The following is a 22,174-nucleotide window of genomic DNA, read 5'->3' on the forward strand; positions in this document are numbered from 1 at the left end:
GGCATGGCGGTCGCGCACAAGTGCGCTCCTACGAGGGGATGGCGCGTCGTGCTCCCACGTCGTTCATCGGATCTAGGCGGGCGCTGCGGCTAAGCTTGACCGCTGCCCTTGCACAGGAGACGCCCCATGAAGCCCCGCCTGCTGATCGCCGCTGCGCTTGCCTCGCTGCTTGCCGGCTGTGCCACCTCGCCGACCGGACGCTCGCAATTGATGATGGTGTCCGACGCGCAGATGAGCCAGATGGGTCTGGCCTCGTTCAACCAGATGCGCCAGCAGGGCAAGTTCGCCAACGCGCCGAAGGAGCGCGCCTACGCCACCTGCGTTGCGCAGGCGCTGGTCTCGGTACTGCCGCCGCCGTGGAACACCCAGCAGTGGGAAGTGCAGATCGTCGAGGACAACACGGCAAACGCCTTCGCCCTGCCCGGTGGCCGCATCGGCGTGAACCAGGGCATGTTCAAGGTGGCGACCAACCAGGACCAGCTGGCGGTGGTGCTCGGCCACGAGCTCGCCCACGTGGTGGCGCGCCACGGTGCCGAACGCGTGTCCGACAACCTCGCGGCGCAGGCGGCGGTGACCGCCGGCAGCATCTATGCCGGCAGCCGCGGGATGGACCCCAACACCGCGGCGTCGTTGCTCGGCGTGGGCGCGCAGGGCCTGGTACTGCTGCCGTTCTCGCGAACGCAGGAATCGGAGGCCGACACGCTGGGCCAGCGCTACATGGCCAGAGCCGGTTTCGACCCCCGCGCGGCCGTGACGCTGTGGGAGAAGATGGAAAAGAAGGGCGGCGGCGGCACGCCGGCGTTCCTGTCCACCCACCCGGCGCCGGACAAGCGCGCGCAGGTGCTGGGCCAGCACGCGCAGCAGCTCATGCCGGTGTACCAGCAGGCGCGGACCGGCGGGCACTCGCCCAACTGCACGCTTTAGGCGATTTCGCGGAGCCCATTTGTGGGCGATGGTTCTGGTGAGGCACCGCAAGAGCATCGCCCACGAGTGGGCTCCTACAGGGTTGTTGCCGTCGGGGTTTCTGTTCCTGGCATCCGGGGGTTTGGCTGCTTGTCCGTTCACTGAACGCGCGTGAGTGCGCTGTCAACACGGCTCCCGCTGTCCCGTTTTCCGGTATGCACGCCGTGACACGCGGCGCTACCGGAGAAATCGATGACCGCCATCACCCGCCCCCTTGCCCTGCTCGCCGGCCTCGGCCTGGCCTTTGGTGCGGCCGCCTATGCACCGGCCGCACAGGCCAGTCCCCACGTGACCGTCGACGTGCGCATCGGCATACCGCCTCCGCCTCCGCCGGTGCGCGTGGTGCACGTGCGGCCGCGGCCGGGTTACGTCTGGGCGCCGGGCTACTGGCGCTGGAGTCCACGCATCCATCGGCACGTGTGGACCGAGGGCTACTGGGTACGCGCGCGTCACGGGCACCACTACCGCCCGGCGCGATGGGAACGGCACGGCCGCGACTGGCGCTTCCACCGCGGGCACTGGCACCGCTGAGACCCACAGCCGGGCGGCCCGTGCGCCCGGCTTGCTGCGCCGCAGAAACGGCGGGGACGCCAACGTACTAAACTATTCGACTGAGTTGACCGCCCCGGCCCTCGCCGGGGCTTTGAATTTCAAGCGTTTCCCAGCCGCCCGGGCAGGCCGCACTGGATCGGCCCGCCACACTTTCTGCGGGATGCCATCCCCGTGGCATCCGCCAAACTCGTGGAGTCATCGTTCCAATGATCTTTGAAACCATCGCCAAGACGGGTCACGAAGAAGTCGTGTTCTGCCACAACCAGGACGCCGGCCTGAAGGCCATCATCGCGATCCACAACACGGTGCTGGGCCCGGCGCTCGGCGGTCTGCGCATGTGGCCGTACAAGACCGAGCAGGACGCGGTCAACGACGTGCTGCGCCTGTCACGCGGCATGACCTACAAGAACGCCGTGGCCGGCCTGAACCTGGGCGGCGGCAAGGCGGTGATCATCGGTGATCCGTCCAAGGACAAGTCCGAGGCACTGTTCCGCGCGTTCGGCCGCTTCGTCAACTCGCTGGGCGGCCGCTACATCACCGCCGAGGACGTCGGCATCGACGTCAACGACATGGAATACGTGTTCCGCGAGACCGAGTACGTCACCGGCGTGCACCAGGTGCACGGCGGCTCGGGCGACCCCTCGCCGTTCACCGCCTACGGCACGCTGCAGGGCCTGATGGCCGCGCTGAACTTCAAGCACGGCAACGAGGACGTGGGCAAGTACAGCTACGCCGTGCAGGGCGCCGGCCACGTCGGCTCGGAGTTCATCAAGCTGCTGCGCGAGCAGGGCGCCAAGGTGTTCGTCACCGACATCAACAAGGATGCGGTGCAGCGCTGCGTGGACGAGCTGGGCTGCGAGGCGGTGGGCCTGGACGAGATCTACGACGTCGACGCCGACGTGTACTCGCCCTGCGCGCTGGGCGGCACGCTCAACGAGCAGACCATCGACCGCATCAAGGCCAAGATCATCTGCGGTGCGGCCAACAATCAGCTGGCCACCGACGCGATCGGCGACGAGCTGAACCGCCGCGGCGTGCTGTACGCGCCCGACTACGCGGTCAATGCCGGCGGCGTGATGAACGTGTCGCTCGAGATCGACGGCTACAACCGCGAGCGCGCGATGCGCATGATGCGCACGATCTACTACAACCTGGGCCGGATCTTCGAGATCTCCAAGACCCAGAACGTGCCGACCTACAAGGCGGCCGACCGCCTGGCCGAGGAGCGCATCGAGTCGATCGGCAAGATCAAGCTGCCGCACATGGGCAACGGCGGCACGCGCTTCCAGGGGCGCATGCGCGGGCAGTAAGCGTTCCGTTGCAGATCCGGAAAAGCCGCCTCCGGGCGGCTTTTTCTTTGGCCCCGCGGCCAGGCCACCCTTTTCTTGTAGGAGCCCACTTGTGGGCGATGCCTTTCCCACGCAAACGCAAGAGCATCTTCTTGTAGGAGCCCACTTGTGGGCGATGCCTTTCCCACGCAAACGCAAGAGCATCGCCCACAAGTGGGCTCCTACGGGGGTTTCGCGGGCCGGGCATCACGCTGCGCTAAAATCCCTCGCCCAACCTCATGGAGTTCCCGGATGCGCCCGTTCCCGCTCGGAGAAGACATCGACCTGCTGCGCGAGAGCGTGCATGCCTTCGCGGAGAAGGAGATCGCCCCGCGCGCCGACCGCATCGACCGGGAGAACGCCTTCCCGGAGGACCTGTGGCGCAAGTTCGGCGAGATGGGCCTGCTCGGCATGACCATCCCGACCGAGTACGGCGGCACCGGCATGGGCTTCCTGGCGCACATGGTGGCGATGGAGGAGATCTCCCGCGCCTCCGGCTCGGTCGGCCTGTCCTACGGCGCGCACTCGAACCTGTGCGTGCAGAACATCTTCCACAACGGCAACGAGGAACAGCGCCGCAAGTACATCCCCAAGCTGTGCTCGGGCGAGTACGTGGGCGCGCTGGCGATGAGCGAGCCGGGCGCCGGCTCCGACGTGGTCGGCTCGATGAGCTGCCGGGCCGAGCAGCAGGGCGACGTGTGGGTCGCCAATGGCTCCAAGATGTGGATCACCAACGGCCCGGACGCCGACGTGCTGCTGGTCTACATGCGCACCGCGCCGCGCGCCGCCGGCAGCCGCTGCATGACGGCCTTCATCGTCGAGAAAGGCATGAAGGGCTTCTCCACCGCGCAGAAGCTGGACAAGCTCGGCATGCGCGGCTCCAACACCTGCGAGCTGGTGTTCGACAATTGCGAGATCCCGGCGGAGAACATCGTCGGCGAGGTGAACGAAGGCGTGCGCGTGCTGATGAGCGGCCTGGACACCGAGCGGCTGGTGCTCTCCGGCGGTCCGCTCGGCCTGATGCAGGCGGCGCTGGACCTCACCCTGCCCTACGTGCGCGAGCGCAAGCAGTTCAACGCGCCGATCGGCACCTTCGGGATGATGCAGGCCAAGGTCGCGGACATGTACACGGCGCTGCAGTCCTCGCGCGGCTTCGCCTACCTGGTGGCGCAGCAGTTCGACGCCGGCATCAAGTCGCGCATCGATCCTGCGGCCTGCCTGCTCAACGCCTCGACCAACGCGGTGAAGGTGACGCTGGAGGCGATCCAGGCGCTGGGCGGCAACGGCTACATCAACGAGTTCCCGGCCGGACGGCTGCTGCGCGATGCCAAGCTGTACGAGATCGGCGCCGGCACCAACGAGATCCGGCGCATGCTGATCGGCCGCGAGCTGTTCCACGGCAAGGCGTGACCACAGGCCGTTCGACGCGCCCCGCTTTGTCGTAGGAGCCCACTTGTGGGCGATGCCCTCGGTGCGGGGCAAAAAAACCAAAAAACCAAAGGCATCGCCCACAAGTGGACTCCTACGAGGGCGTCTGCTCGTCCACCGGCCGCGATGGACAGGGATGGCTAGAACGACACCCGGTATGCCAGCGTCGCCATGCTGCCCTGCTCGCGCTGCGCGAACCGGTGGTCGATGCCGAGGGACAGTCCGGTCCGTGGCGTCATCGCCCAGTCCAGCGTCATGCCGGCCACGCCGCCGTAGCGCGACAGTCCGATGCCGCCCAGCGGCGCCCACTGGTCGATGCCGGTGAAGCTCGCCTCGAACACGTCGCCGCGGGTGGCGAAGGCGCGTTGCCAGGCCAGCCGGGCCTGCAGGTCCAGGCTGCCGCCGCCGGCGAAGGTCCACTGCCGTGCCGCGCGCAAGCCGAGCCCGGCCTGCCAGCGTTCGATCGTGCGCGCGCTGGCCTTCAGGCCGAAGCCCCAGGCGCCCGGCTCGTTGAAACCGCTGCTGTCGATGCGTGCGTACTGCAGGCTGGCATACGGGGTGAGCGTCAGCGCCCCCGCCGTGGTGCGGTAACCGCTTTCGCCATAGGCGACTTCGTAGCGGCCGTGGCTGTCGCTGGCCACGCCGGCGACGGCGGGGCCGAGCTGCAGGTTGCGGTGCGTCGACTCGCGGTAGTTGCCCATGCCGACGCGTCCCATCAGATAGGCATTGCCGCGCACCAGACCGCCGTAGAACATGCCTTCGAGGGCATGGCTGCGGCCCTGGTCGGCGGTTTCGGCCAGGCGGCCCAAGCCCTGAGAGCGGCTGAGCGCAAAGCCGGCCACGCCGTTGTCGCCGATGCGCATGTCCTGCCCGACCAGCGTGCCTGAGAGGTCCACGCCCACATCGGCATAGCCGTTGCGCGCCATGCCGCCGTGGTAGCCCAGGTTCTGCGTCCAGCCACCGGTGGCGCTGCTGTCGAGCAGGCGGTCGAAACGATCGGACAGCGCGCGCGTGCCCGCGTCGATCGCCTCGAACGTCATCGCCGCGCTGGCGGCGTGGAGCTGACCGGAAAGGCTTTCCAGCGAGCGCTCGGCGGCAGCCATGGTCGGTGTGCGCTGCAGGCTTGCCGCGCCGGCCAGGAAACCGCTGGCCTGCGCGTGCCCGCCAACCGTTCCGCCCGTGCCGAGCTGCCGGTTGAGCTGGTTGAATGCGCCCTGCACCCGTTCGGCCGCGCCGGACGACGCGGCCGTATAGCTCATGCCCGCCACCGAAGTGACGTTCACCTGTTGCACGTTCAACCAGGCACTGTTGGCATCGTACTCGAGCGTGGCGTCGAGAAAGATGTTGGCTGCCTTGTCCAGCGCAGCGAACGTGCCGGTGAGCCCGCCACCGGTGGTCAGCACGTCGGTGTGCTGGCTGACCACGTAGCCGTCGTCGACCCCATTGACGAACAAGGTGCCACCGTTGAGCGTGGCATGCCCGGTCACGCCCAGGTGCACACCCAGTTCCACGCTGAGCCGGCCGCCGGCACCTTGCACGTAGTCCCCCTGGACCAGGGTGCTGGTCTTCTGCACGACCACGGTGCCGTTGTTTTCGAGGTGGCTGGGACCAAACGCGACCGGGATGAGCGTGGCGCCCGCCGCCACGGTCACCGGCCCGTCGATGCCGTTGTCCGTCTGGAGCGTGCCTTCGGCGACGGTCGTCAGGCCGCTGTAGCGGGCATGCGCGTGAAGCACCAGCGTGCCGCTGCCTGCCTTGGTAAGCCCACCCGTGCCGCTGATCTCGTTGCCCCAGGTGGAGGTGATGTCGTCGAAATCGACTGTCACGTCGCCCCAGTCGAGCTTCGCCGGCCCGTTCACCGCCTTGCCGACGTCCAGCATGCCGTAGCCGAACACCGCATCGGGACCGGGCGCGCCCAGATCGTCGGCGGTGCCCAGCAGGGTCTGTCGCACCAGGTCGTTGGTGAAGTAGGGATAGGCCTCCCACACCAGTGCGGCGGCGCCGGACACCTGCGGCGCGGCGAACGACGTGCCGGTGACGATCCAGTAGTCCTTGGTCGGATCGCCCGTCGGGTAATCCTTGTCGGTGACGATCACGTCGCCCGGCGCGGTAAGGCAGTAATCCATCGCCTTGCCACAGGCATTGGAATAGTCGGCCAGCTTCGTGTCCCCGGCGTCGGCGCTGTTGCTGTCGGCCGCCACCGCGACCAGCCAGCCGCGCTCCAGCTCGGGCGCCAGGTCGGGCAACGCGGCGATGTCGCTCGGATCGGTGCGGCCGTCGTTGCCGGCTGCAAACACCACCAGCCCGTCGTGGTTGATCACGAAGTCGTCGTAGGCCTGGGCGAAGGCCTGGTTGATGGAGGGGTCGCTGGTGTTCCAGTAGATGCCGCCCCAGGAGTTGTTCTGGATGCGCACGCCATCGTCGATCAACGCGGGGTTGAGGTACTGGCCGAAGAAATCGGCGTCCGAGGCGCCCACGGCATTGCCCTGGCCCGAGCCGTCGTCGGTCGGCTCCTTGTCCGCGATGATGCGCGCCGACACCAGGCTGGCGCCCGGCGCGATGCCGCCCGGGAACTGGCCAGCCGCGGTGCCCGCGGCGATCTGCGAGACCCAGGTGCCGTGCCCGACCACGTCGTCGACGCTGGTGTTGTTGACCTGCGGATCGACGTAGATCAGTTCATCGATCACCCGCCCGGCGAGGCTGGGATGGTTGCGCATCACGCCGCTGTCGACGATGCCGATGGTGACCCCCTTGCCGGTATAGCCCTCGTTGTGCGCGGCATAGGTGTGGGTCAGCGCCAGTTGCGCATCCAGCGGTGGCTGGTCCGAAGGCGTGGCGGGCGGCGGCGGAGGCGGCGCGGGAGAGGGGCGGACGTTGCTGCCGCCACCGCCTCCGCAGGCGCCCAGGCCCAGTGCGACAAGGATCCCCAACGCCACGTCCCGATGGCGCAACGCTTGCGTGTTCATATGTAAGCTCTCCCGACCCCGTCCCATGCAGCCCCCGCGATCGCGCGCCCAGAGGCCTGCCACCCCGCCAGTTTCCCACAACGACCGGCGCACAACGTGTGCACGGCAGCGCGTTTGCCGCACTGCCGCATGGACTGCGATAATGGGCAATCGTCCACGGCGCGCAGGGCGCGCCCCAAGCCTCGCGGAGAATCCCCATGTCCGACGTCGTCATCGCCGGCGCCAAGCGCACCGCCATTGGCTCCTTCCTCGGCCAGTTCACCGGCGTGCCCACGCCCACCCTCGGCGCGACCGCGATCCGTGCGGCGCTGGAGCAGTCCGGCGTCGCGCCCTCCGACGTCAGCGAAGTGATCATGGGCTGCGTGCTGACCGCCAACCTCGGCCAGGCGCCGGCCCGCCAGGCGTCGCTCGGCGCCGGCCTGCCGCCCGCCGTCGGCTGCACCACCATCAACAAGGTGTGCGGCTCGGGCATGAAGTCGATCATGCTCGGTCACGACCTGATCAAGGCCGGCTCGGCCGCGGTGGTTGTCGCCGGCGGTATGGAGTCGATGACCAACGCGCCGCACATGGTCAATGCCCGCACCGGCATCCGCTACGGCGACGGCCAGCTGGTCGACCACATGGCCTACGACGGCCTGACCAACCCCTACGACAACAAGGCGATGGGTGTCTTCGGCGAGCAGTGCGCCGACAAGTACCACTTCAGCCGCGAAGAGCAGGACGCCTTCGCGATCGAGTCGGTCAAGCGCTCGCAGGCGGCGCAGGCCTCCGGTGCGTTCGCCGGCGAGATCGTCCCGGTCACGGTCAAGGGCCGCAAGGGCGACGTGGTGGTGGACAGCGACGAGCAGCCGGGCCGCTCGGACATCAACAAGATCCCGACCCTCAAGCCCGCCTTCCGCAAGGAAAACGGCACCATCACCGCGGCCAGCTCGTCGAGCATCTCCGACGGCGCCGCCGCCGTGGTGCTGCTCTCGGCCGAGGATGCCAAGGCCCGCGGCATCCAGCCGCTGGCGCGCATCGTGGCCCACGCGACCAACTCGCAGGAGCCGGAGTGGTTCACCACCGCGCCGGTCGGCGCGATCCGGAAAGTGCTGGACAAGGCCGGCTGGAAGGTCGAGGACGTGGACCTGTTCGAGATCAACGAGGCCTTCGCGGTGGTGGCCATGGCGCCGATGCGCGAGCTGGGCGTGCCGCACGAAAAGCTCAACGTCAACGGCGGCGCCTGCGCGCTGGGCCACCCGATCGGCGCCAGCGGCGCGCGCCTGGTGGTGACCCTGCTCAATGCCCTGAAGACCCGCGGCCTGAAGCGCGGCGTGGCATCCCTGTGCATCGGTGGTGGCGAGGCCACCGCGATCGCGGTGGAACGGCTGGATTAAGGCCTCTCCGTCACCTTCTGTCCACGGAATGAATGAAAGCCTGTTAACCGGCTTTTTAATACGTACTGAAGGCCGATCAGTAAAACATATGGCGCGTGTACGGCGAAAGCGCTATTAATACGCGGCCAAAACGGCATTCCACGGCAAAGGAGATCCACCATGAAGTTGACGCGTACCCTACTCGCCTCCGCGCTCGTCGCGCTGCTGGCGGCTTGCAGCAACGGCGCGCAGGATTCCGCGCAGGACGCCCAGCAGTCCGCCGACCAGGCTCAGCAGTCCGCTGACCAGGCCCAGCAGGCTGCGGCGCAGACCCAGGCTCCGGCCGCCGACCAGGCTGCCCAGCAGGCCACCACGGCTGCCAACGCTGCCGGCCAGGCTGCTGACCAGGCCCAGCAGGCTGCTGCTGCCGCCTCGGCTGCCGCCCCGGCCAACAACGACATGTCGCAGGACGCCATGTCGCAGGCCAAGGACGCCGCCGACAACGCTGCCGACCAGGCTGACAAGGCTGCCGACCGCGCTGAAGACGCCGCCGACAATGCCAAGGATGCTGCCGACGACCAGAACAAGGGTCACTGATCCTTCGGTTGTCAGATCGGAAAAAACCGGCCGCTTGCGGCCGGTTTTTTTATGCGCGCCTTTAGCACCGCATCACGCGCCGACCGCACGCGCGGCGGTCGCCGGTTATCATCGGGAGTTTGGCCGGTGCGCTTCGATACATTTCGCCGTCGCGCCATGGACGACACGCCGCCCTGCGCGGTCCCGAACGAATGAGCCAGAGTTCAGTCCGATGACCAGCATTGCTTCCCAGATCGATACCCGTTCGCCCGATTTCCAGGCCTCGAGCGCCGCATTGCGCGCACTGGTCGACGACCTGAAGGCCCAACTCGTGCGCAATGCCGAAGGCGGCGGCGCCAAGGCGCGCGAGAAGCACGTCGCACGCGGCAAGCTGCTGCCGCGCGAGCGCATCCGCGCCCTGCTCGATCCGGGTTCGCCGTTCCTGGAGCTCTCGCCGCTTGCCGCGCACGGGATGTACGACGGCGCCGCGCCGGCGGCCGGCATCATCACGGGCATCGGTCGCGTCAACGGCATCGAGGTGGTGGTGGTCGCCAACGACGCCACGGTCAAGGGAGGCACCTATTTCCCGATGACGGTGAAAAAACACCTGCGCGCGCAGGAAGTGGCGCTGGAGAACCGGCTGCCGTGCATCTACCTGGTCGACTCCGGCGGCGCGTTCCTGCCGTTGCAGGACGAGGTGTTCCCGGACAAGGAGCATTTCGGCCGCATCTTCTACAACCAGGCGCGCATGTCCGCGCTCAACATCCCGCAGATCGCCGTGGTGATGGGCAGCTGCACCGCCGGCGGCGCCTACGTGCCGGCAATGAGCGACGAAACCATCATCGTGCGCGAGCAGGGCACCATCTTCCTGGGTGGTCCGCCGCTGGTGAAGGCGGCCACCGGTGAGGTGGTCGATGCCGAGACGCTCGGTGGCGCGGACGTCCACACATCGGTTTCCGGCGTCGCCGACCACTTCGCGGAGAACGACACGCACGCGCTTTCGATCGCGCGCGATATCGTGGCCAGCCTCAATCGCCGCAAGACGATGCCGCTCGCGCTCACGACGCCGGTCGAACCGAAGTACGCGGCCGAGGAGCTGTACGGCGTGATCCCGCAGGACACCCGCCGTCCGTTCGACATCCGCGAGGTGATCGCACGCATCGTCGACGGCTCGGAGTTCCACGAGTTCAAGGCGCGCTACGGCAAGACCCTGGTCACCGGATTCGCGCACATCCACGGCTACCCGGTGGGCATCATCGCCAACAACGGCATCCTGTTCGCCGAGAGCGCGCTCAAGGGCGCGCACTTCATCGAGCTGTGCAACCAGCGCAACGTGCCGCTGGTGTTCCTGCAGAACATCACCGGCTTCATGGTCGGCAAGAAGTACGAGCAGGCCGGCATCGCCAAGGACGGGGCCAAGATGGTCACCGCCGTGGCCTGCTCGCACGTGCCCAAGTTCACCGTGGTGATCGGCGGCAGCTTCGGCGCCGGCAACTACGCCATGTGCGGCCGCGCCTACGGCGCGCGCTTCCTGTGGATGTGGCCCAACGCGCGGATCAGCGTGATGGGCGGCGAACAGGCCGCCAGCGTGCTCGCCACGGTCAAGCGCGACGGCCTGGAGGCGGCAGGCAAGGAGTGGAGCGCCGAGGAAGAAGACGCCTTCAAGGCGCCGATCCGGGAGCAGTACGAACGCCAGGGGCACCCCTACTACGCCAGCGCACGGCTGTGGGACGACGGCATCATCGATCCGGCCGACACCCGGCGCGTACTGGGCCTGGCCATCTCCGCGTCGATGAACGCGCCGATCGAACCGCAGCGCTTCGGCGTCTTCCGCATGTAGCGGTTCGCGCCGACGGGCCCGCCCCGTTTTCTGGTAGGAGCCCACTTGTGGGCGATCCCACCCGCCGATGCCCCATCGCCCACAAGTGGGCTCCTACGGGCCTGCCGCCGGCACCTGTCTGCATCGTCCGCCGATCGAACCGCAGCGCTGCGGGGTCTTCCGCATGGAGCGGTTCGTGCCGACGGGCCCGCACCGTTTCCTTGTCGGAGCCCACTTGTGGGCGATCCCACCCGCCGATGCCCCATCGCCCACAAGTGGGCTCCTGCGGGCGTGCCGCCGGCACCTGTCTGCATCAGCCGCCGATCGAACCGCAGCGCTTCGGCGTCTTCCGCATGTAGCGGTTCGCGCCGACGGGCCCCGCACCGTTTCCTTGTCGGAGCCCACTTGTGGGCGATCCCACCCGCCGATGTCCCATCGCCCACAAGTGGGCTCCTACGGGCGTGCCGCCGGCACGTGTCTGCATCAGCCGCCGATCGAACCGCGGCGCTTCGGCGTCTTCCGCATGTAGCGGTTCGCGCCGACGAGCCCACACCGTTTCCTCGTAGGAGCCCACTTGTGGGCGATCCCACCCGCGGATTGCCCCATCGCCCACAAGTGGGCTCCTACGGGCGTGCCGCGGGCACCTGTCTGCATCAGCCGCCGATCGAACCGCGGCGCTCCGGCGCCTTCCGCATGTAGCGGTTCGCGCCGACGGGCCCGCACCGTTTTTTCGTAGGAGCCCACTTGTGGGCGATCCCACCCGCCGATGCCCCATCGCCCACAAGCGGGCTCCTGCGGGCGTGCCGCCGGCACGTGTCTGCATCGGCCGCCGATCGAACCGCAGCGCTTTGGCGTCTTCCGCATGGAGCGGTTCGCGCCGACGGGCCCGCCCCGTTTCCTAGTAGGAGCCCACTTGTGGGCGATCCCACCCGCGGATTGCCCCATCGCCCACAAGTGGGCTCCTACGGGCGTGCCGCCGGCACGTGTCTGCATCAGCCGCCGATCGAACCGCAGCGCTGCGGGGTCTTCCGCATGGAGCGGTTCGCGCCGACGGGCCCGCACCGTTTTTTCGTAGGAGCCCACTTGTGGGCGATCCCACCCGCCGATGCCCCATCGCCCACAAGTGGGCTCCTACGGGCCTGCCGCCGGCACGTGTCTGCATCGGCCGCCGATCGAACCGCAGCGCTTTGGCGTCTTCCGCATGGAGCGGTTCGCGCCGACGGGCCCGCCCCGTTTCCTTGTAGGAGCCCACTTGTGGGCGATCCCAACCGCGAATTGCCCCATCGCCCACAAGTGGACTCCTACGGGCGTGCCGCCGGCACCTGTCTGCATCAGGGGCGTGCGCGGAACCTCAGCGGCAAGGGTTCGACGGGCACCGGCGCCGGGGCGCAACCACCGCAGCTGCTGCAACCGTCGCCGCTGCCACAGCCACCGCTCTTGGCCTCCGAGGGTTGCAGCCAGCGCCCGAGCCGCCGTGTGGATGGCGCGCGGCCGGTCTGGTCCATCCAAGCCGACAGTCGCGCCTGCACGCGCTTGGCGGTCCGCGGCAGCAGTTTTCGGAAGGCCGCCAGCAGGCTGGCCAGCAGCACCAGCGTGAGCACCGCCGCCTGCACGATCGCGAACGTGTTCACGAGAGCACCCGCGCGATCTGGTAGGTGAGCAGCGAGGCGAGATAGGCCAGGCCGAACAGATAGCCGGCGGTGATCGCCACGTTGCGCCAGGAGTTGGTCTCGCGCCGGATCACCGCCAGCGTCGACATGCACTGCGGCGCGAATACGTACCAGGCCAGCAGACTGAGCGCGGTGGCCAACGACCACTGGTCCGCGATCAGCGGGCCGAGCTGGTTGGCGACGGTGTCGTCGCTGCCGGACATCGCGTACACCGTGCCCAGCGCCGACACCGCCACTTCGCGCGCGGCCAGGCCGGGCACCAGCGCGATGCAGATCTGCCAGTTGAAGCCGATCGGCGCGAACACGACATGCAGCGCGTGGCCCAGGCGGCCGGCCAGGCTGTAATCGATCGCCGGCCCGCTCGCGCCCGGCGGCGGCCCGGGAAAGCTGGAAAGGAACCACAGCAGCACGGTCAGCGCCAGGATGATGCCGCCCACGCGCTTCAGAAAGATCTTGGCGCGCTCCCACAGGCCCAGGGCCACGTCGCGCACGTTGGGCAGGCGGTAGGACGGCAGCTCCATCAGCAGCGCGTGCTCGCTCTTGTCCTTGCGGAAGCGCTTGATCACGAACGCCACCGCCAGCGCGCTGACGATGCCGACCACGTACAGCGTGAACAGCACCACGCCCTGCAGGTTGAACACGCCCCATACCGTGCGCTGCGGGATGAACGCGGCGATCAGCAGCGTGTAGACCGGCAGCCGCGCCGAGCAGGTCATCAGCGGCGCCACCAGGATGGTGGTCAGCCGGTCGCGCGGGTCGGTGATGCTGCGCGTGGCCATGATGCCGGGAATCGCGCAGGCGAAGCTCGACAGCAGCGGGATGAAGGCGCGCCCGGTCAGGCCGGCCTTGAACATCAGCTTGTCGAGCAGGAAGGCCGCGCGCGGCAGGTAGCCGGATTCCTCCAGCACCAGGATGAACAGGAACAGGATCAGGATCTGCGGCAGGAACACCAGCACCGCACCCAGGCCCGCGAAGATGCCGTCGTTCAACAGGCTGTGCAGCGCACTGTCCGGCGGCAGCGCCGAGGTCGCCCAGGTGCCGAGCGTGCCCACGCCCGCCTCGATCGCGTCCATGATCGGCTGCGCCCAGGAAAACACCGCCTGGAAGATCAGGAACATCAGCACGGCCAGGAGTCCCAGGCCGAACACCGGGTGCAGCGCCCAGCGGTCGATCGCATCGTCCACCGCATCGGTGGCGCGCGGCATGACGACCGTCGCGGCCATCAGCGCGCGCACCTGCGCGTGCAGGTCGTTGCGGGCGGCGGGGTCGTCCGGCTGTACCGGCGCGGCCACCGGTACCTCGCCGTCGACACGCTCGATCAGCGCCCGGGCGCCGCCGCGCCGGACCGCGACGGTCTCCACCACCGGCACGCCAAGCCGGCGCTGGAGTTCGGGCACGTCGATGGCGATGCCGCGGCGGCGCGCGGTGTCCATCATGTTGAGCGCCAGCACCACCGGCCGGCCCAGCCGCTTCACCTCGAGCACGAAGCGCAGGTGCAGGCGCAGGTTGGTGGCATCGGCCACGCAGACGATCAGGTCCGGCGCCGGCTCGCCCGGGTAGCGGCCCTCGCAGACGTCGCGGGTGATCTGCTCGTCGGGACTGGCCGCATCGAAGCTGTAGGCGCCGGGCAGGTCGAGCAACTGCAGGACCCGGCCGGACGGGGCGACGAAGCGCCCTTCCTTGCGCTCGACGGTCACGCCGGCGTAGTTGGCGACCTTCTGGCGCCCGCCGGTGAGCTGGTTGAACAGCGCGGTCTTGCCGCAGTTGGGGTTGCCCACCAGCGCGATGCGCAGGCTCTGCGTGCTCATGCCGCCTCCGCCCTGACGACGATGCGTGCCGCCTCGCTGCGGCGCAACGCGAAGCGGGTGGAGCCGATCTGGATCAGCAGGGGATCGGCCCCCAGCGGGCCGCGGGCGACCACACGCACCGGTTCGCCGTCGACGAATCCCAGGTCGCGCAGGCGCTGCGCGATGGGGTCGCCAGCGTGGGCATCGTCCACGCGGTCGACCACGGCGGGCGAACCTTTGGGCAAATCGGAGAGGCGCACGGGCGGGCGAATGGAATAAGAATGGTTCGCATTATAAGGCAAAAGGCTGTGTCCTCGCTGAGTCCGGCCGCCGCGCGAGACCGCGTGGCGCCCCCGTACAATTCACCCTTTCCGCAGGGAGCCTCGCGCATGTCCGCCATCCTCGTCACCGACCGCGCCGCCGTCCGCCAGATCGCCCTCGACCGCCCGGAGGTGCACAACGCCTTCGACGACGGCCTGATCGCCGAGCTGACCACCGCGCTGGTGGAGGCCGGCCGCGACGATGCCGTGCGCGCCGTGGTGCTGACCGGCAGCGGCGCGAGCTTCTCGGCCGGGGCGGACCTCAACTGGATGCGCGGCATGGCGTCGGCGAGCGAGGACGAGAACCGCGAGGACTCGCTGCGCCTGGCCGCACTGGTGCGCACGCTGCAGTTCCTGCCCAAGCCCACCGTCGCGCGCGTGAACGGCGCGGCCTACGGCGGCGGCGTCGGACTGATCGCGGCCTGCGACATCGCCATTGGCGCGGAAGGCGCCAGGTTCGGCCTGACCGAAGTGAAGCTCGGGCTGGTGCCCGCGGTGATCTCGCCCTACGTGGTCGCCGCCATCGGCGGGCGGCAGGCGCGGCGGCTGTTCCTCACCGGCGAGATCTTCGACGCGGCCGAGGCGTGCCGCATCGGTCTGCTGCATCGCGTGGTGCCGGCCGAGGCGCTGGACGAGGCGGTCGACTTCACGCTGAAGCTGCTGGCCAAGGCCGGCCCGCAGGCGCAGCGCGAGGCCAAGCGGCTGGCGCTGCGCATGGCGGCAACCGACGAGAAGGGCGCCGGCGCCATCGACGCGGACAATGCCGAACTGATCGCGCGGCTGCGCGTGTCGGCCGAGGGCCAGGAGGGACTGGGCGCCTTCCTGGACAAGCGCCCGCCGGCCTGGGTCGCGTAGGACGGGCGCTCAGCCCCCTCTGCACGGTCACGAGCCGGTGGGCTGAAGCCCACCCTACGCAACCCGCCTCACAGCCACCCCTTCTGCCGCGCGAGGCGAAACGCCTCGATTCGGTTGCCGGCGCCGAGTTTGCCGATCGCCTCGGAGAGGTAATTGCGCACGGTACCGTGCGAGAGGCTGAGCCGGGTGGCGATGTCGCCGGCCGAGAGACCTTCGCCCGCCAGGCGCAGGACCTGTCGTTCGCGGTCGTTCAGCGGATCGGCCTCCGTCCAGGCTTCCAGTGCCAGTTGCGGGTCGATCGCGCGGCCGCCGCGGTGCACCGTGCGCAGCGCCTCGGCCAGGTTCTCGGCGGGAGCGTCCTTGAGCAGGTAGCCGGACACGCCCGCGTCCAGCGCGCGGCGCAGGAAGCCGGGGCGGGCGAAGGTGGTCACGATGATCACCTTCATCGGCAGTTCGTGCCGCTGGATGCGCTGGGCAAGCTCCAGGCCGGTCAGGCCGGGCATTTCGATGTCGGTGACCAGCACGTCGGGCCTGAGTCGCTGCAGCTCGCGCCAGGCGCTCTCGCCGTCGGCGGCCGACCCGAGCACTTCGATGTCGCTTTCCAGGTTGAGCAGCGCCGACAGTGCACCGCGCACCATCGCCTGGTCCTCGGCCAGCAGCACGCGGATCAAGCGGCGCTCCCGGTGGCCGGGAACAGGGAGGCTTCGGTGACGCGGCTTTCCGCGGCCACGCCCGCCTGCGCCTTGACCGGCACGCGGATGGACAGTGTCGTGCCGTGCCGCGGCGGCGAGTCGATCGCCAGCGTCCCGCCCAGCGCGCGCACGCGCTCGCGCATGCCGCTCACGCCATTGCCGTGCGCGGCCAGGCCGCCGCGTCCGTTGTCGCTGATGTGCATCTGGAGCATCTCGTTCTCGAAGGCAACGGTCACGCTGGCCCGGGTGGCGCGCGCGTGGCGGTGGATGTTGGTGATGGCCTCGCGCAGCACCAGCGCGATCGGCGCCTCGATCGCATCGGGCAGCTCGAGGCCGTCCGGTACGTGATCCTCGAAGGCCACGCCGGAGGCTTCCAGCATGAGCCGCGCGGAGGTCAGTTCGGCGCCCAGGTCGCCGCGGCGCATGCCGGTCACCGCCACGCGCACCTCGGCGAGCGCATGCCGGGCGACACGCTCGACCTCGGCCATCTCGCGCTGCGCGCGTGCCGGCTCGTCCAGGGCCAGGCGCCTGGCCAGCTCCGACTTCAGCGCCACCAGCGACAGCGTGTGGCCGAGCAGGTCATGCAGGTCGCGGCCGATGCGCTCGCGTTCGGCCAGCGTCGCCAGCCGGCGCACCTCGGTCTGCGACAGGCGCAGCTCGGCATCCTTGCGGGCGCTGTGCATGTAGGCGACGTTGCTGAAGCCGCCGAACAGGCCGGACATCGCCACCCACAGGGCGGTGCTCAGTGGATCGCCGAACACCCACGCCTTGGCGAGCGCCAGCGCACCCATCACAGCCACGCTGGCCAGCCAGCGCCGCCACGAGGGCGAGAGGGCCGATACGATGCTGGCCAGGATCAGCAGGATGAATCCGAACGGATTGCAGGCCCAGAGCGCCAGGCCGGTGGCGGCCATGCCGGCGACGTACCACTCCACGCGTCGACGCGGACCGACGTACACCCGCGAGTACAGGTACACGAATACCGGCACGGCCAGCAGCGTGGGACCAAACCACGTTTCGAGGGGACGATGCAGCGAGGCCGGCCCCTGGAACAGGGCCACCAGCGCAAAAAGGGAGAGGCCGGCCTGCCAGCGCATGTACAGCGGCGAGCGCAGTTGCCCGAGCAGGGAATCCGGTCGCGGTGCGAACCAGCGCATCACGGACGCGCTTCCGCCGGCATCGACATCGCGTCGACCGGTGCGACCGGCGCCGCCGCGGCCTGCACCGCCGCGTCCGGCAGCGGGACCACGATCCGCAGGCGCGTGCCCCGTCCCTGCTGCGAGTGGATCTGCAGGCGGCCACCCAGCGCACGTGCGCGCTCGCGCATGCCGGTCAGGCCGTTGCCCTCCTCCAGCACCCCGCCGCGACCGTTGTCCATCACCGTCAGGCACAGACCGCCATCGATGCACTCGAACGCCACGCTGGCACGCGTGGCGGCCGCGTGGCGCGCGACGTTGGTGGCCGCCTCGCGCAGCACCAGCGCCAGGCCGCGTTCGATCTCGGCGGGCAGGCACGGCGGCTGGCCATAGTCCAGGTGCACGCCGGAGGATTCCAGCAGCAGGCGCGCGGAGGCCAGTTCGGCCGCCAGGTCGGTGGCGCGGATGCCGGTAACCGCCGCACGCACCTGCGCCAGCGCGTGGCGCGCGACGTTCTCCGCCTCGATCACTTCGCGGCGCGCGGTGTCGGGGTCGCGGTCGCACAGCTTGCGCGCGAGCTCCAGCTTGAGCGTGATCAGCGAAAGCGTGTGGCCGAGCAGGTCGTGCAGGTCGCGCCCGATGCGCTCGCGCTCGGCGGTGGCGGCCAGCCGGCGGACCTCGTCGTGGGAGAGCTTGAGCGCCGCGTCCTTCTCGTGCTCCAGGCGCTCGACGTGCGTCACCAGCCCGATGATCAGCGTCATGCAGGGGATCGCCAGCATGGCCTGCCAGGCGTAGTGGGCCTGCCAGGCCATCAACAGGAACAGCGCGTTGAGCACGAGCAGCCGCGCCAGGAACGGCAGGAACCGGCGGCTCGACAGGCTGCACGAGACGCAGCCGTAGATGAAGTAGCTGACGCCACTGGGGTAGACCGGCACCAGCGCCAGCCCGAACACCGCCAACGCCAGGGCGTAACTGGAAGCGCGGCTGCGCGGCGCCAGGAACACCTTGGCGAACAGCGCCACGAACACCGGGTAGGTCAGGACGGTCATGCCCAGCCAGCGCCAGCTGTACTGGTTGTCGAACACCGGCGTGATGAACACCCAGGCCGACCACAGCAGGTGCACGCTCTCGGCCCAGGGCGACTTGCCCTGCCGCTGGATCTCGGCGATGCGCGAGTCCGGTGCGGGCGTGAACCATGCGCGAAGCAGTCTCATCAGGCGGTCCTGGCCGTGCGTCCGACAGGCATGCTACTTCAACCGTACCGACGCAGCCGCCGCGCGGCGAGCAGCAGGAACGCGGCCGTGAAGCCAAGCAGCACCAGCACATGCCCGACCAGCGCACCATGGCCCATGCCCACCGCGGCGAGCGCGAGGCGATCCAGGTGGTAGCTCGGCCACAGCGGCGCGGCCTGCTGCAGCACCCTGGGCAGCATCGGCAGCGGGAACCACAGGCCGGACAGGAATGACATCGGCAGGTAGACCAGGTTGAGCACGCCCGGTCCGCCCTGCCCCTTGACCAGCGTGCCGATGAACATGCCCATCGCGCAGAACGGCAGCACGCCGAGCACGCCGGTCGCCAGCAACGCCGCGGCCTGCGCCGGCGACAGCGATACGTGCGCGACCTGCGAGAGCCCCAGCAGGAACAACACCACGAACGCCGCCGCGGCCATCGCCATCAGCATCTTGCCGAGCAGGTAGGCGCCCGGCGGCATCGGCAGCGCGCGCTTGAGCGTGAGCAGGCCGCCGTCGCGCTCCAGCGCGAGCGACACGCCGAAGCCGAACAGGCCCGGGCTCATCACGCCGAAGGTGGCGTAACTGGCCAGCAGGTAGCGCGCGGCATCGGCACCCTCGCCCCTGGCCATCAGCACGCCGAACACCAGGTAGAACATGCAGGGAAACAGCGTGATCGGGAGCATGAAGCCCGGCGCGCGCAGGTAGCGCAGGCATTCGCTGCGCGCCTCGGCCAGGTAGGCGCCGAGCACGCGGCCGGCCGGCATCGCGTCGTTATCGACGGTCAGGTCCAGAGTGTCCATGTCAGGCCGCCTCGCGCTGGTGGTCGGGCGATGCATCGGCATCGCGGGTCAGTTCGGTGAATGCCTCGGCCAGGCCGGCGCGCTGGACCTCCAGCTCGCGCAGCCAGGCGTCGTTCTGCAGCAGGCGCAGCACCACGACTTCGGCCTCGGTGGTGGTCAGCTGCAGGCGCCCGCCGTCCACGCGCACGTCCACCACCTCGGGCCAGCCGGCCACCGTCTCGGGCAGCAGCGTGCTGATGCAGCGGATCCGCCTGACCCCCACGCGGGCGCGCAGCTCGTCCACCGTGCCTTCGTGGATGGCACGACCGCGGGTCATCACGCAGACGCGGTCGGCCAGTGCTTCGGCCTCTTCCAGGTAGTGCGTGGTCAGCAGCACCGAGCAGCCTTCGCCGACCAGCCGGCGGATCGCCGCCCACAGCGCCTGGCGCGCCTCGATGTCCATGCCGACCGTGGGTTCGTCCAGGAACAGCAGTTGCGGGCGCCCGCACAGCGCCAGTGCGAACTGCACGCGCCGCTGCTGGCCGCCGGAGAGCTTGCCGTAGGGACGGTCGAGCAGGTTTTCGATCGCCGCCAGTTCCGCCGATTCCTGCAACACGCGCGGATCGGCGTAATAGCTGGCAGTCAGGCGCAGCAGTTCGCGCACGCGCAAGGTCGGCGGCAGCGTGGCGCTCTGCAGCATCACGCCGATCCGCCGGCGCGCCTCGATGCGTTGCGGGTCCAGTCCGAACAGTTGCACCTCGCCTGCGTCGGCGCGTTGCAGCCCCAGCAGCAGGCCGATGGCGGAGGACTTGCCGGCGCCGTTGGGCCCGAGCAGGGCGAGCAGCTCGCCGCGGTGCAGCACAAGGTCCAGCCCGTCGACGGCGGTGAGCGCGCCGTAGCGCTTGACCGCACCGCGCAACCGCGCGACCGGGATGCCTGACATGTCCATGGGACCTCCTTGGTATGGACGCAAACATTAGGCATGGCAAGGCCTTGCGGACACTGGTCGACGTCAGCCGGCGGTGGTGACAGCCGTCATGCGGGGTTACGGCGGAGCCGGGTGCACGGTATCCTTGGGTTTATCCCCGGCCCGTCAGGCACCCTTTCAGCGTCCAAACAGACGGGTCCGCACAACCGCATGCGCCGCTGCCGCGCGTGCCCGCAATCACCGCCAGCGGCGCCATCGTAGCGCCTCGCCGGCCACGAGGAGGACTGTCATGGGTGTGATCGATCAGCTGCGCGAGATGCGCGAATTCGGCGGCAAGCCGCGTACCGTTGGCCTGGACGACGCCAGCATCGAGCGCATGGCGGCCAGCCAGCCGGAGCTGGTGCAGGCGGTCGACGAGGCCCTGGCCCGCCACCGCGAACTGCGTGCCGAACTGGGCGATTTCCTCAAGCTGGACGAGTCCGAGCAGCTCGCCAGGGCCCAGGCCGGCTACGTCAATTTCTACCCCGACGACGCGATCAACCCGTACCTGCCGGCCGCCGCGCGTGGCCCCTGGATCGTGACGCTCAAGGGCGCCGTGCTGCACGACAACGGCGGCTACGGCATGCTCGGCTTCGGCCACAATCAGCCGGCCATCCTGGAGGCGCTGTCGCGGCCGCAGGTGATGGCCAACGTGATGTCGCCCAGCATCTCGCAGCTGCGCTTCACCCGCGCGATGGACAAGGAGCTGGGGCGCAGCCGCGGCGCCAATCCGTACAGGCACTACCTGTGCCTGAACTCCGGTTCCGAAGCCGTCGGCCTGGCCTGCCGCATCGCCGACGTCAACGCCAAGCTGATGACCGACGCGGGCGGCCGCTACGCCAACCGCGCGATCAAGCGCCTGTCCGTGCGCGGCGCCTTCCACGGTCGCACCGACAAGCCCGCGCTGTATTCGGATTCCAGCCGCAAGACCTACCAGCAGCACCTGGCCAGCTACCGCCATGAGGACACCCTGATCACGGTGGCGCCCTACGACGTGGAGCAGCTCAAGGCCGCGTTCGCCGACGCCGACAAGCACGGCTGGTTCATCGAGGCGATGTTCCTGGAGCCGGTGATGGGCGAAGGCGACCCGGGCCGCGCGGTGACGCCGGAGTTCTACAAGGCCGCGCGCGAGCTCACCGAGGCGCACGGCACCATGCTGCTGGTCGACTCGATCCAGGCCGGCCTGCGCGCGCACGGCGTGCTGTCGATCGTCGACTACCCCGGCTTCGAGAACCTGCCGGCGCCGGACATGGAGACGTTCTCCAAGGCGCTCAACGCCGGGCAGTATCCGTTGTCGGTGCTGGCGGTCAGCGACCGCACCGCCGGCCTGTACCGCAAGGGCATCTACGGCAACACGATGACCACCAACCCGCGCGCGCTCGACGTCGCGCTCGCCACGATGGAGCTGCTCACCGACGAGGTGCGCGCCAACATCAAGGTCCGCGGCGAGGAGTTCGTGGCCAAGCTCGAGAAACTCAAGGACGAACTGGGCGGGCTGATCACCAAGGTGCAGGGCACCGGCCTGCTGTTCTCGTGCGAGCTGGCCCCGCAGTTCAAGTGCTACGGCGCGAACTCGACCGAGGAGTACATGCGCGAGCACGGCGTGGGCGTGATCCACGGCGGTGCCAACTCGTTGCGCTTCACGCCGCATTTCAACGTCACCAGCGCCGAAGTCGACCTGGTCGTCGACCACGTGCGCCAGGCGCTGCTGAAGGGCCCGCGCAAGCAGACCGCCGAGGCGGCCTGAGC

At 69.3% G+C, this 22,174-nt stretch carries 18 protein-coding genes; 9 read left to right on the forward strand and 9 right to left on the reverse strand.

The window, feature by feature from the left end; all coding sequences use genetic code 11:
- Positions 1–126 precede the first annotated feature (126 nt).
- From LQ771_RS10460 to LQ771_RS10475, 4 genes are all read left to right on the forward strand, one after another.
- A complete protein-coding gene (locus LQ771_RS10460) occupies positions 127–924 on the forward strand; it encodes a M48 family metallopeptidase (protein WP_231349343.1) in 798 nt (265 codons plus the stop codon).
- Between the two features lie 231 nt (positions 925–1,155).
- Entirely contained in the window at positions 1,156–1,494 is a 339-nt protein-coding gene (locus tag LQ771_RS10465) for a hypothetical protein (protein ID WP_231349344.1), read from the forward strand.
- Between the two features lie 227 nt (positions 1,495–1,721).
- A complete protein-coding gene (locus tag LQ771_RS10470; RefSeq protein WP_231349345.1) occupies positions 1,722–2,825 on the forward strand; it encodes a Glu/Leu/Phe/Val dehydrogenase dimerization domain-containing protein in 1,104 nt (367 codons plus the stop codon).
- A gap of 270 nt (positions 2,826–3,095) precedes the next feature.
- Positions 3,096–4,253, forward strand: coding sequence for an isovaleryl-CoA dehydrogenase (locus LQ771_RS10475; RefSeq protein WP_231349346.1), 1,158 nt, complete (start codon positions 3,096–3,098; stop codon positions 4,251–4,253).
- Positions 4,254–4,411: 158 nt separating this feature from the next.
- On the opposite strand, the gene LQ771_RS10480 is transcribed toward LQ771_RS10475, so the two are convergent.
- Positions 4,412–7,237: a S8 family serine peptidase gene (locus LQ771_RS10480; RefSeq protein ID WP_231349347.1), complete on the reverse strand. Its 2,826-nt coding sequence runs from the start codon at positions 7,235–7,237 to the stop codon at positions 4,412–4,414.
- 197 nt (positions 7,238–7,434) lie between these two features.
- On the opposite strand from LQ771_RS10480, the gene LQ771_RS10485 reads away from it, so the two are divergent.
- The 3 genes from LQ771_RS10485 to LQ771_RS10495 all read left to right on the forward strand — a co-directional run bounded on the left by LQ771_RS10485 (position 7,435) and on the right by LQ771_RS10495 (position 11,008).
- Entirely contained in the window at positions 7,435–8,613 is a 1,179-nt protein-coding gene (locus LQ771_RS10485) for a thiolase family protein (protein ID WP_231349348.1), read from the forward strand.
- Between the two features lie 159 nt (positions 8,614–8,772).
- Positions 8,773–9,189 (forward strand): hypothetical protein, encoded by a 417-nt coding sequence (locus LQ771_RS10490; RefSeq protein ID WP_231349349.1) that lies wholly within the window; start codon positions 8,773–8,775, stop codon positions 9,187–9,189.
- A 211-nt stretch (positions 9,190–9,400) separates the two neighbouring features.
- Positions 9,401–11,008: a carboxyl transferase domain-containing protein gene (locus tag LQ771_RS10495; RefSeq protein ID WP_231349350.1), complete on the forward strand. Its 1,608-nt coding sequence runs from the start codon at positions 9,401–9,403 to the stop codon at positions 11,006–11,008.
- Positions 11,009–12,318: 1,310 nt separating this feature from the next.
- Here the strand turns inward: LQ771_RS10495 and LQ771_RS10500 are convergent.
- From LQ771_RS10500 to LQ771_RS10510, 3 genes are read right to left on the reverse strand one after another with little or no spacing between them, the layout of a single operon-like run.
- Positions 12,319–12,618, reverse strand: a complete 300-nt coding sequence (locus LQ771_RS10500; protein WP_231349351.1) for a DUF6587 family protein — start codon at positions 12,616–12,618, stop codon at positions 12,319–12,321.
- On the reverse strand, positions 12,615–14,465 hold the full coding sequence (gene feoB / locus LQ771_RS10505; RefSeq protein WP_231349352.1) for a ferrous iron transport protein B: 1,851 nt from the start codon (positions 14,463–14,465) through the stop codon (positions 12,615–12,617). Before feoB ends, LQ771_RS10500 begins: the two co-directional genes overlap by 4 nt.
- Positions 14,462–14,704, reverse strand: a complete 243-nt coding sequence (locus tag LQ771_RS10510) for a FeoA family protein (protein ID WP_231349353.1) — start codon at positions 14,702–14,704, stop codon at positions 14,462–14,464. The genes feoB and LQ771_RS10510 overlap by 4 nt, the downstream gene beginning before the upstream one ends.
- Before the next feature lie 129 nt (positions 14,705–14,833).
- On the opposite strand from LQ771_RS10510, the gene LQ771_RS10515 reads away from it, so the two are divergent.
- A complete protein-coding gene (locus tag LQ771_RS10515) occupies positions 14,834–15,619 on the forward strand; it encodes an enoyl-CoA hydratase-related protein (protein WP_231349354.1) in 786 nt (261 codons plus the stop codon).
- 68 nt (positions 15,620–15,687) lie between these two features.
- Here the strand turns inward: LQ771_RS10515 and LQ771_RS10520 are convergent, their stop codons facing one another.
- The 5 genes from LQ771_RS10520 to LQ771_RS10540 are packed head-to-tail and all read right to left on the reverse strand — an operon-like array spanning position 15,688 to position 20,407.
- Complete coding sequence (locus LQ771_RS10520) at positions 15,688–16,290, reverse strand: response regulator transcription factor (RefSeq protein WP_231349355.1); 603 nt, start codon at positions 16,288–16,290, stop codon at positions 15,688–15,690.
- Entirely contained in the window at positions 16,287–17,468 is a 1,182-nt protein-coding gene (locus LQ771_RS10525; RefSeq protein ID WP_231351893.1) for a sensor histidine kinase, read from the reverse strand. Before LQ771_RS10525 ends, LQ771_RS10520 begins: the two co-directional genes overlap by 4 nt.
- Complete coding sequence (locus LQ771_RS10530) at positions 17,468–18,661, reverse strand: sensor histidine kinase (RefSeq protein ID WP_231349356.1); 1,194 nt, start codon at positions 18,659–18,661, stop codon at positions 17,468–17,470. The genes LQ771_RS10525 and LQ771_RS10530 overlap by 1 nt, the downstream gene beginning before the upstream one ends.
- A gap of 38 nt (positions 18,662–18,699) precedes the next feature.
- The gene (locus LQ771_RS10535; protein WP_231349357.1) at positions 18,700–19,479 is read right to left on the reverse strand and encodes an ABC transporter permease; all 780 of its coding nucleotides are present in this window, start codon (positions 19,477–19,479) and stop codon (positions 18,700–18,702) included.
- Between the two features lies 1 nt (position 19,480).
- Positions 19,481–20,407: an ABC transporter ATP-binding protein gene (locus tag LQ771_RS10540; RefSeq protein ID WP_231349358.1), complete on the reverse strand. Its 927-nt coding sequence runs from the start codon at positions 20,405–20,407 to the stop codon at positions 19,481–19,483.
- 268 nt (positions 20,408–20,675) lie between these two features.
- Between LQ771_RS10540 and LQ771_RS10545 the strand changes: the two genes are divergently transcribed.
- Positions 20,676–22,172, forward strand: a complete 1,497-nt coding sequence (locus LQ771_RS10545; protein WP_231349359.1) for an aminotransferase class III-fold pyridoxal phosphate-dependent enzyme — start codon at positions 20,676–20,678, stop codon at positions 22,170–22,172.
- Positions 22,173–22,174: the final 2 nt, after the last annotated feature.

It is taken from the genome of Frateuria soli, from assembly GCF_021117385.1.
Lineage (GTDB): Bacteria > Pseudomonadota > Gammaproteobacteria > Xanthomonadales > Rhodanobacteraceae > Frateuria_A > Frateuria_A soli.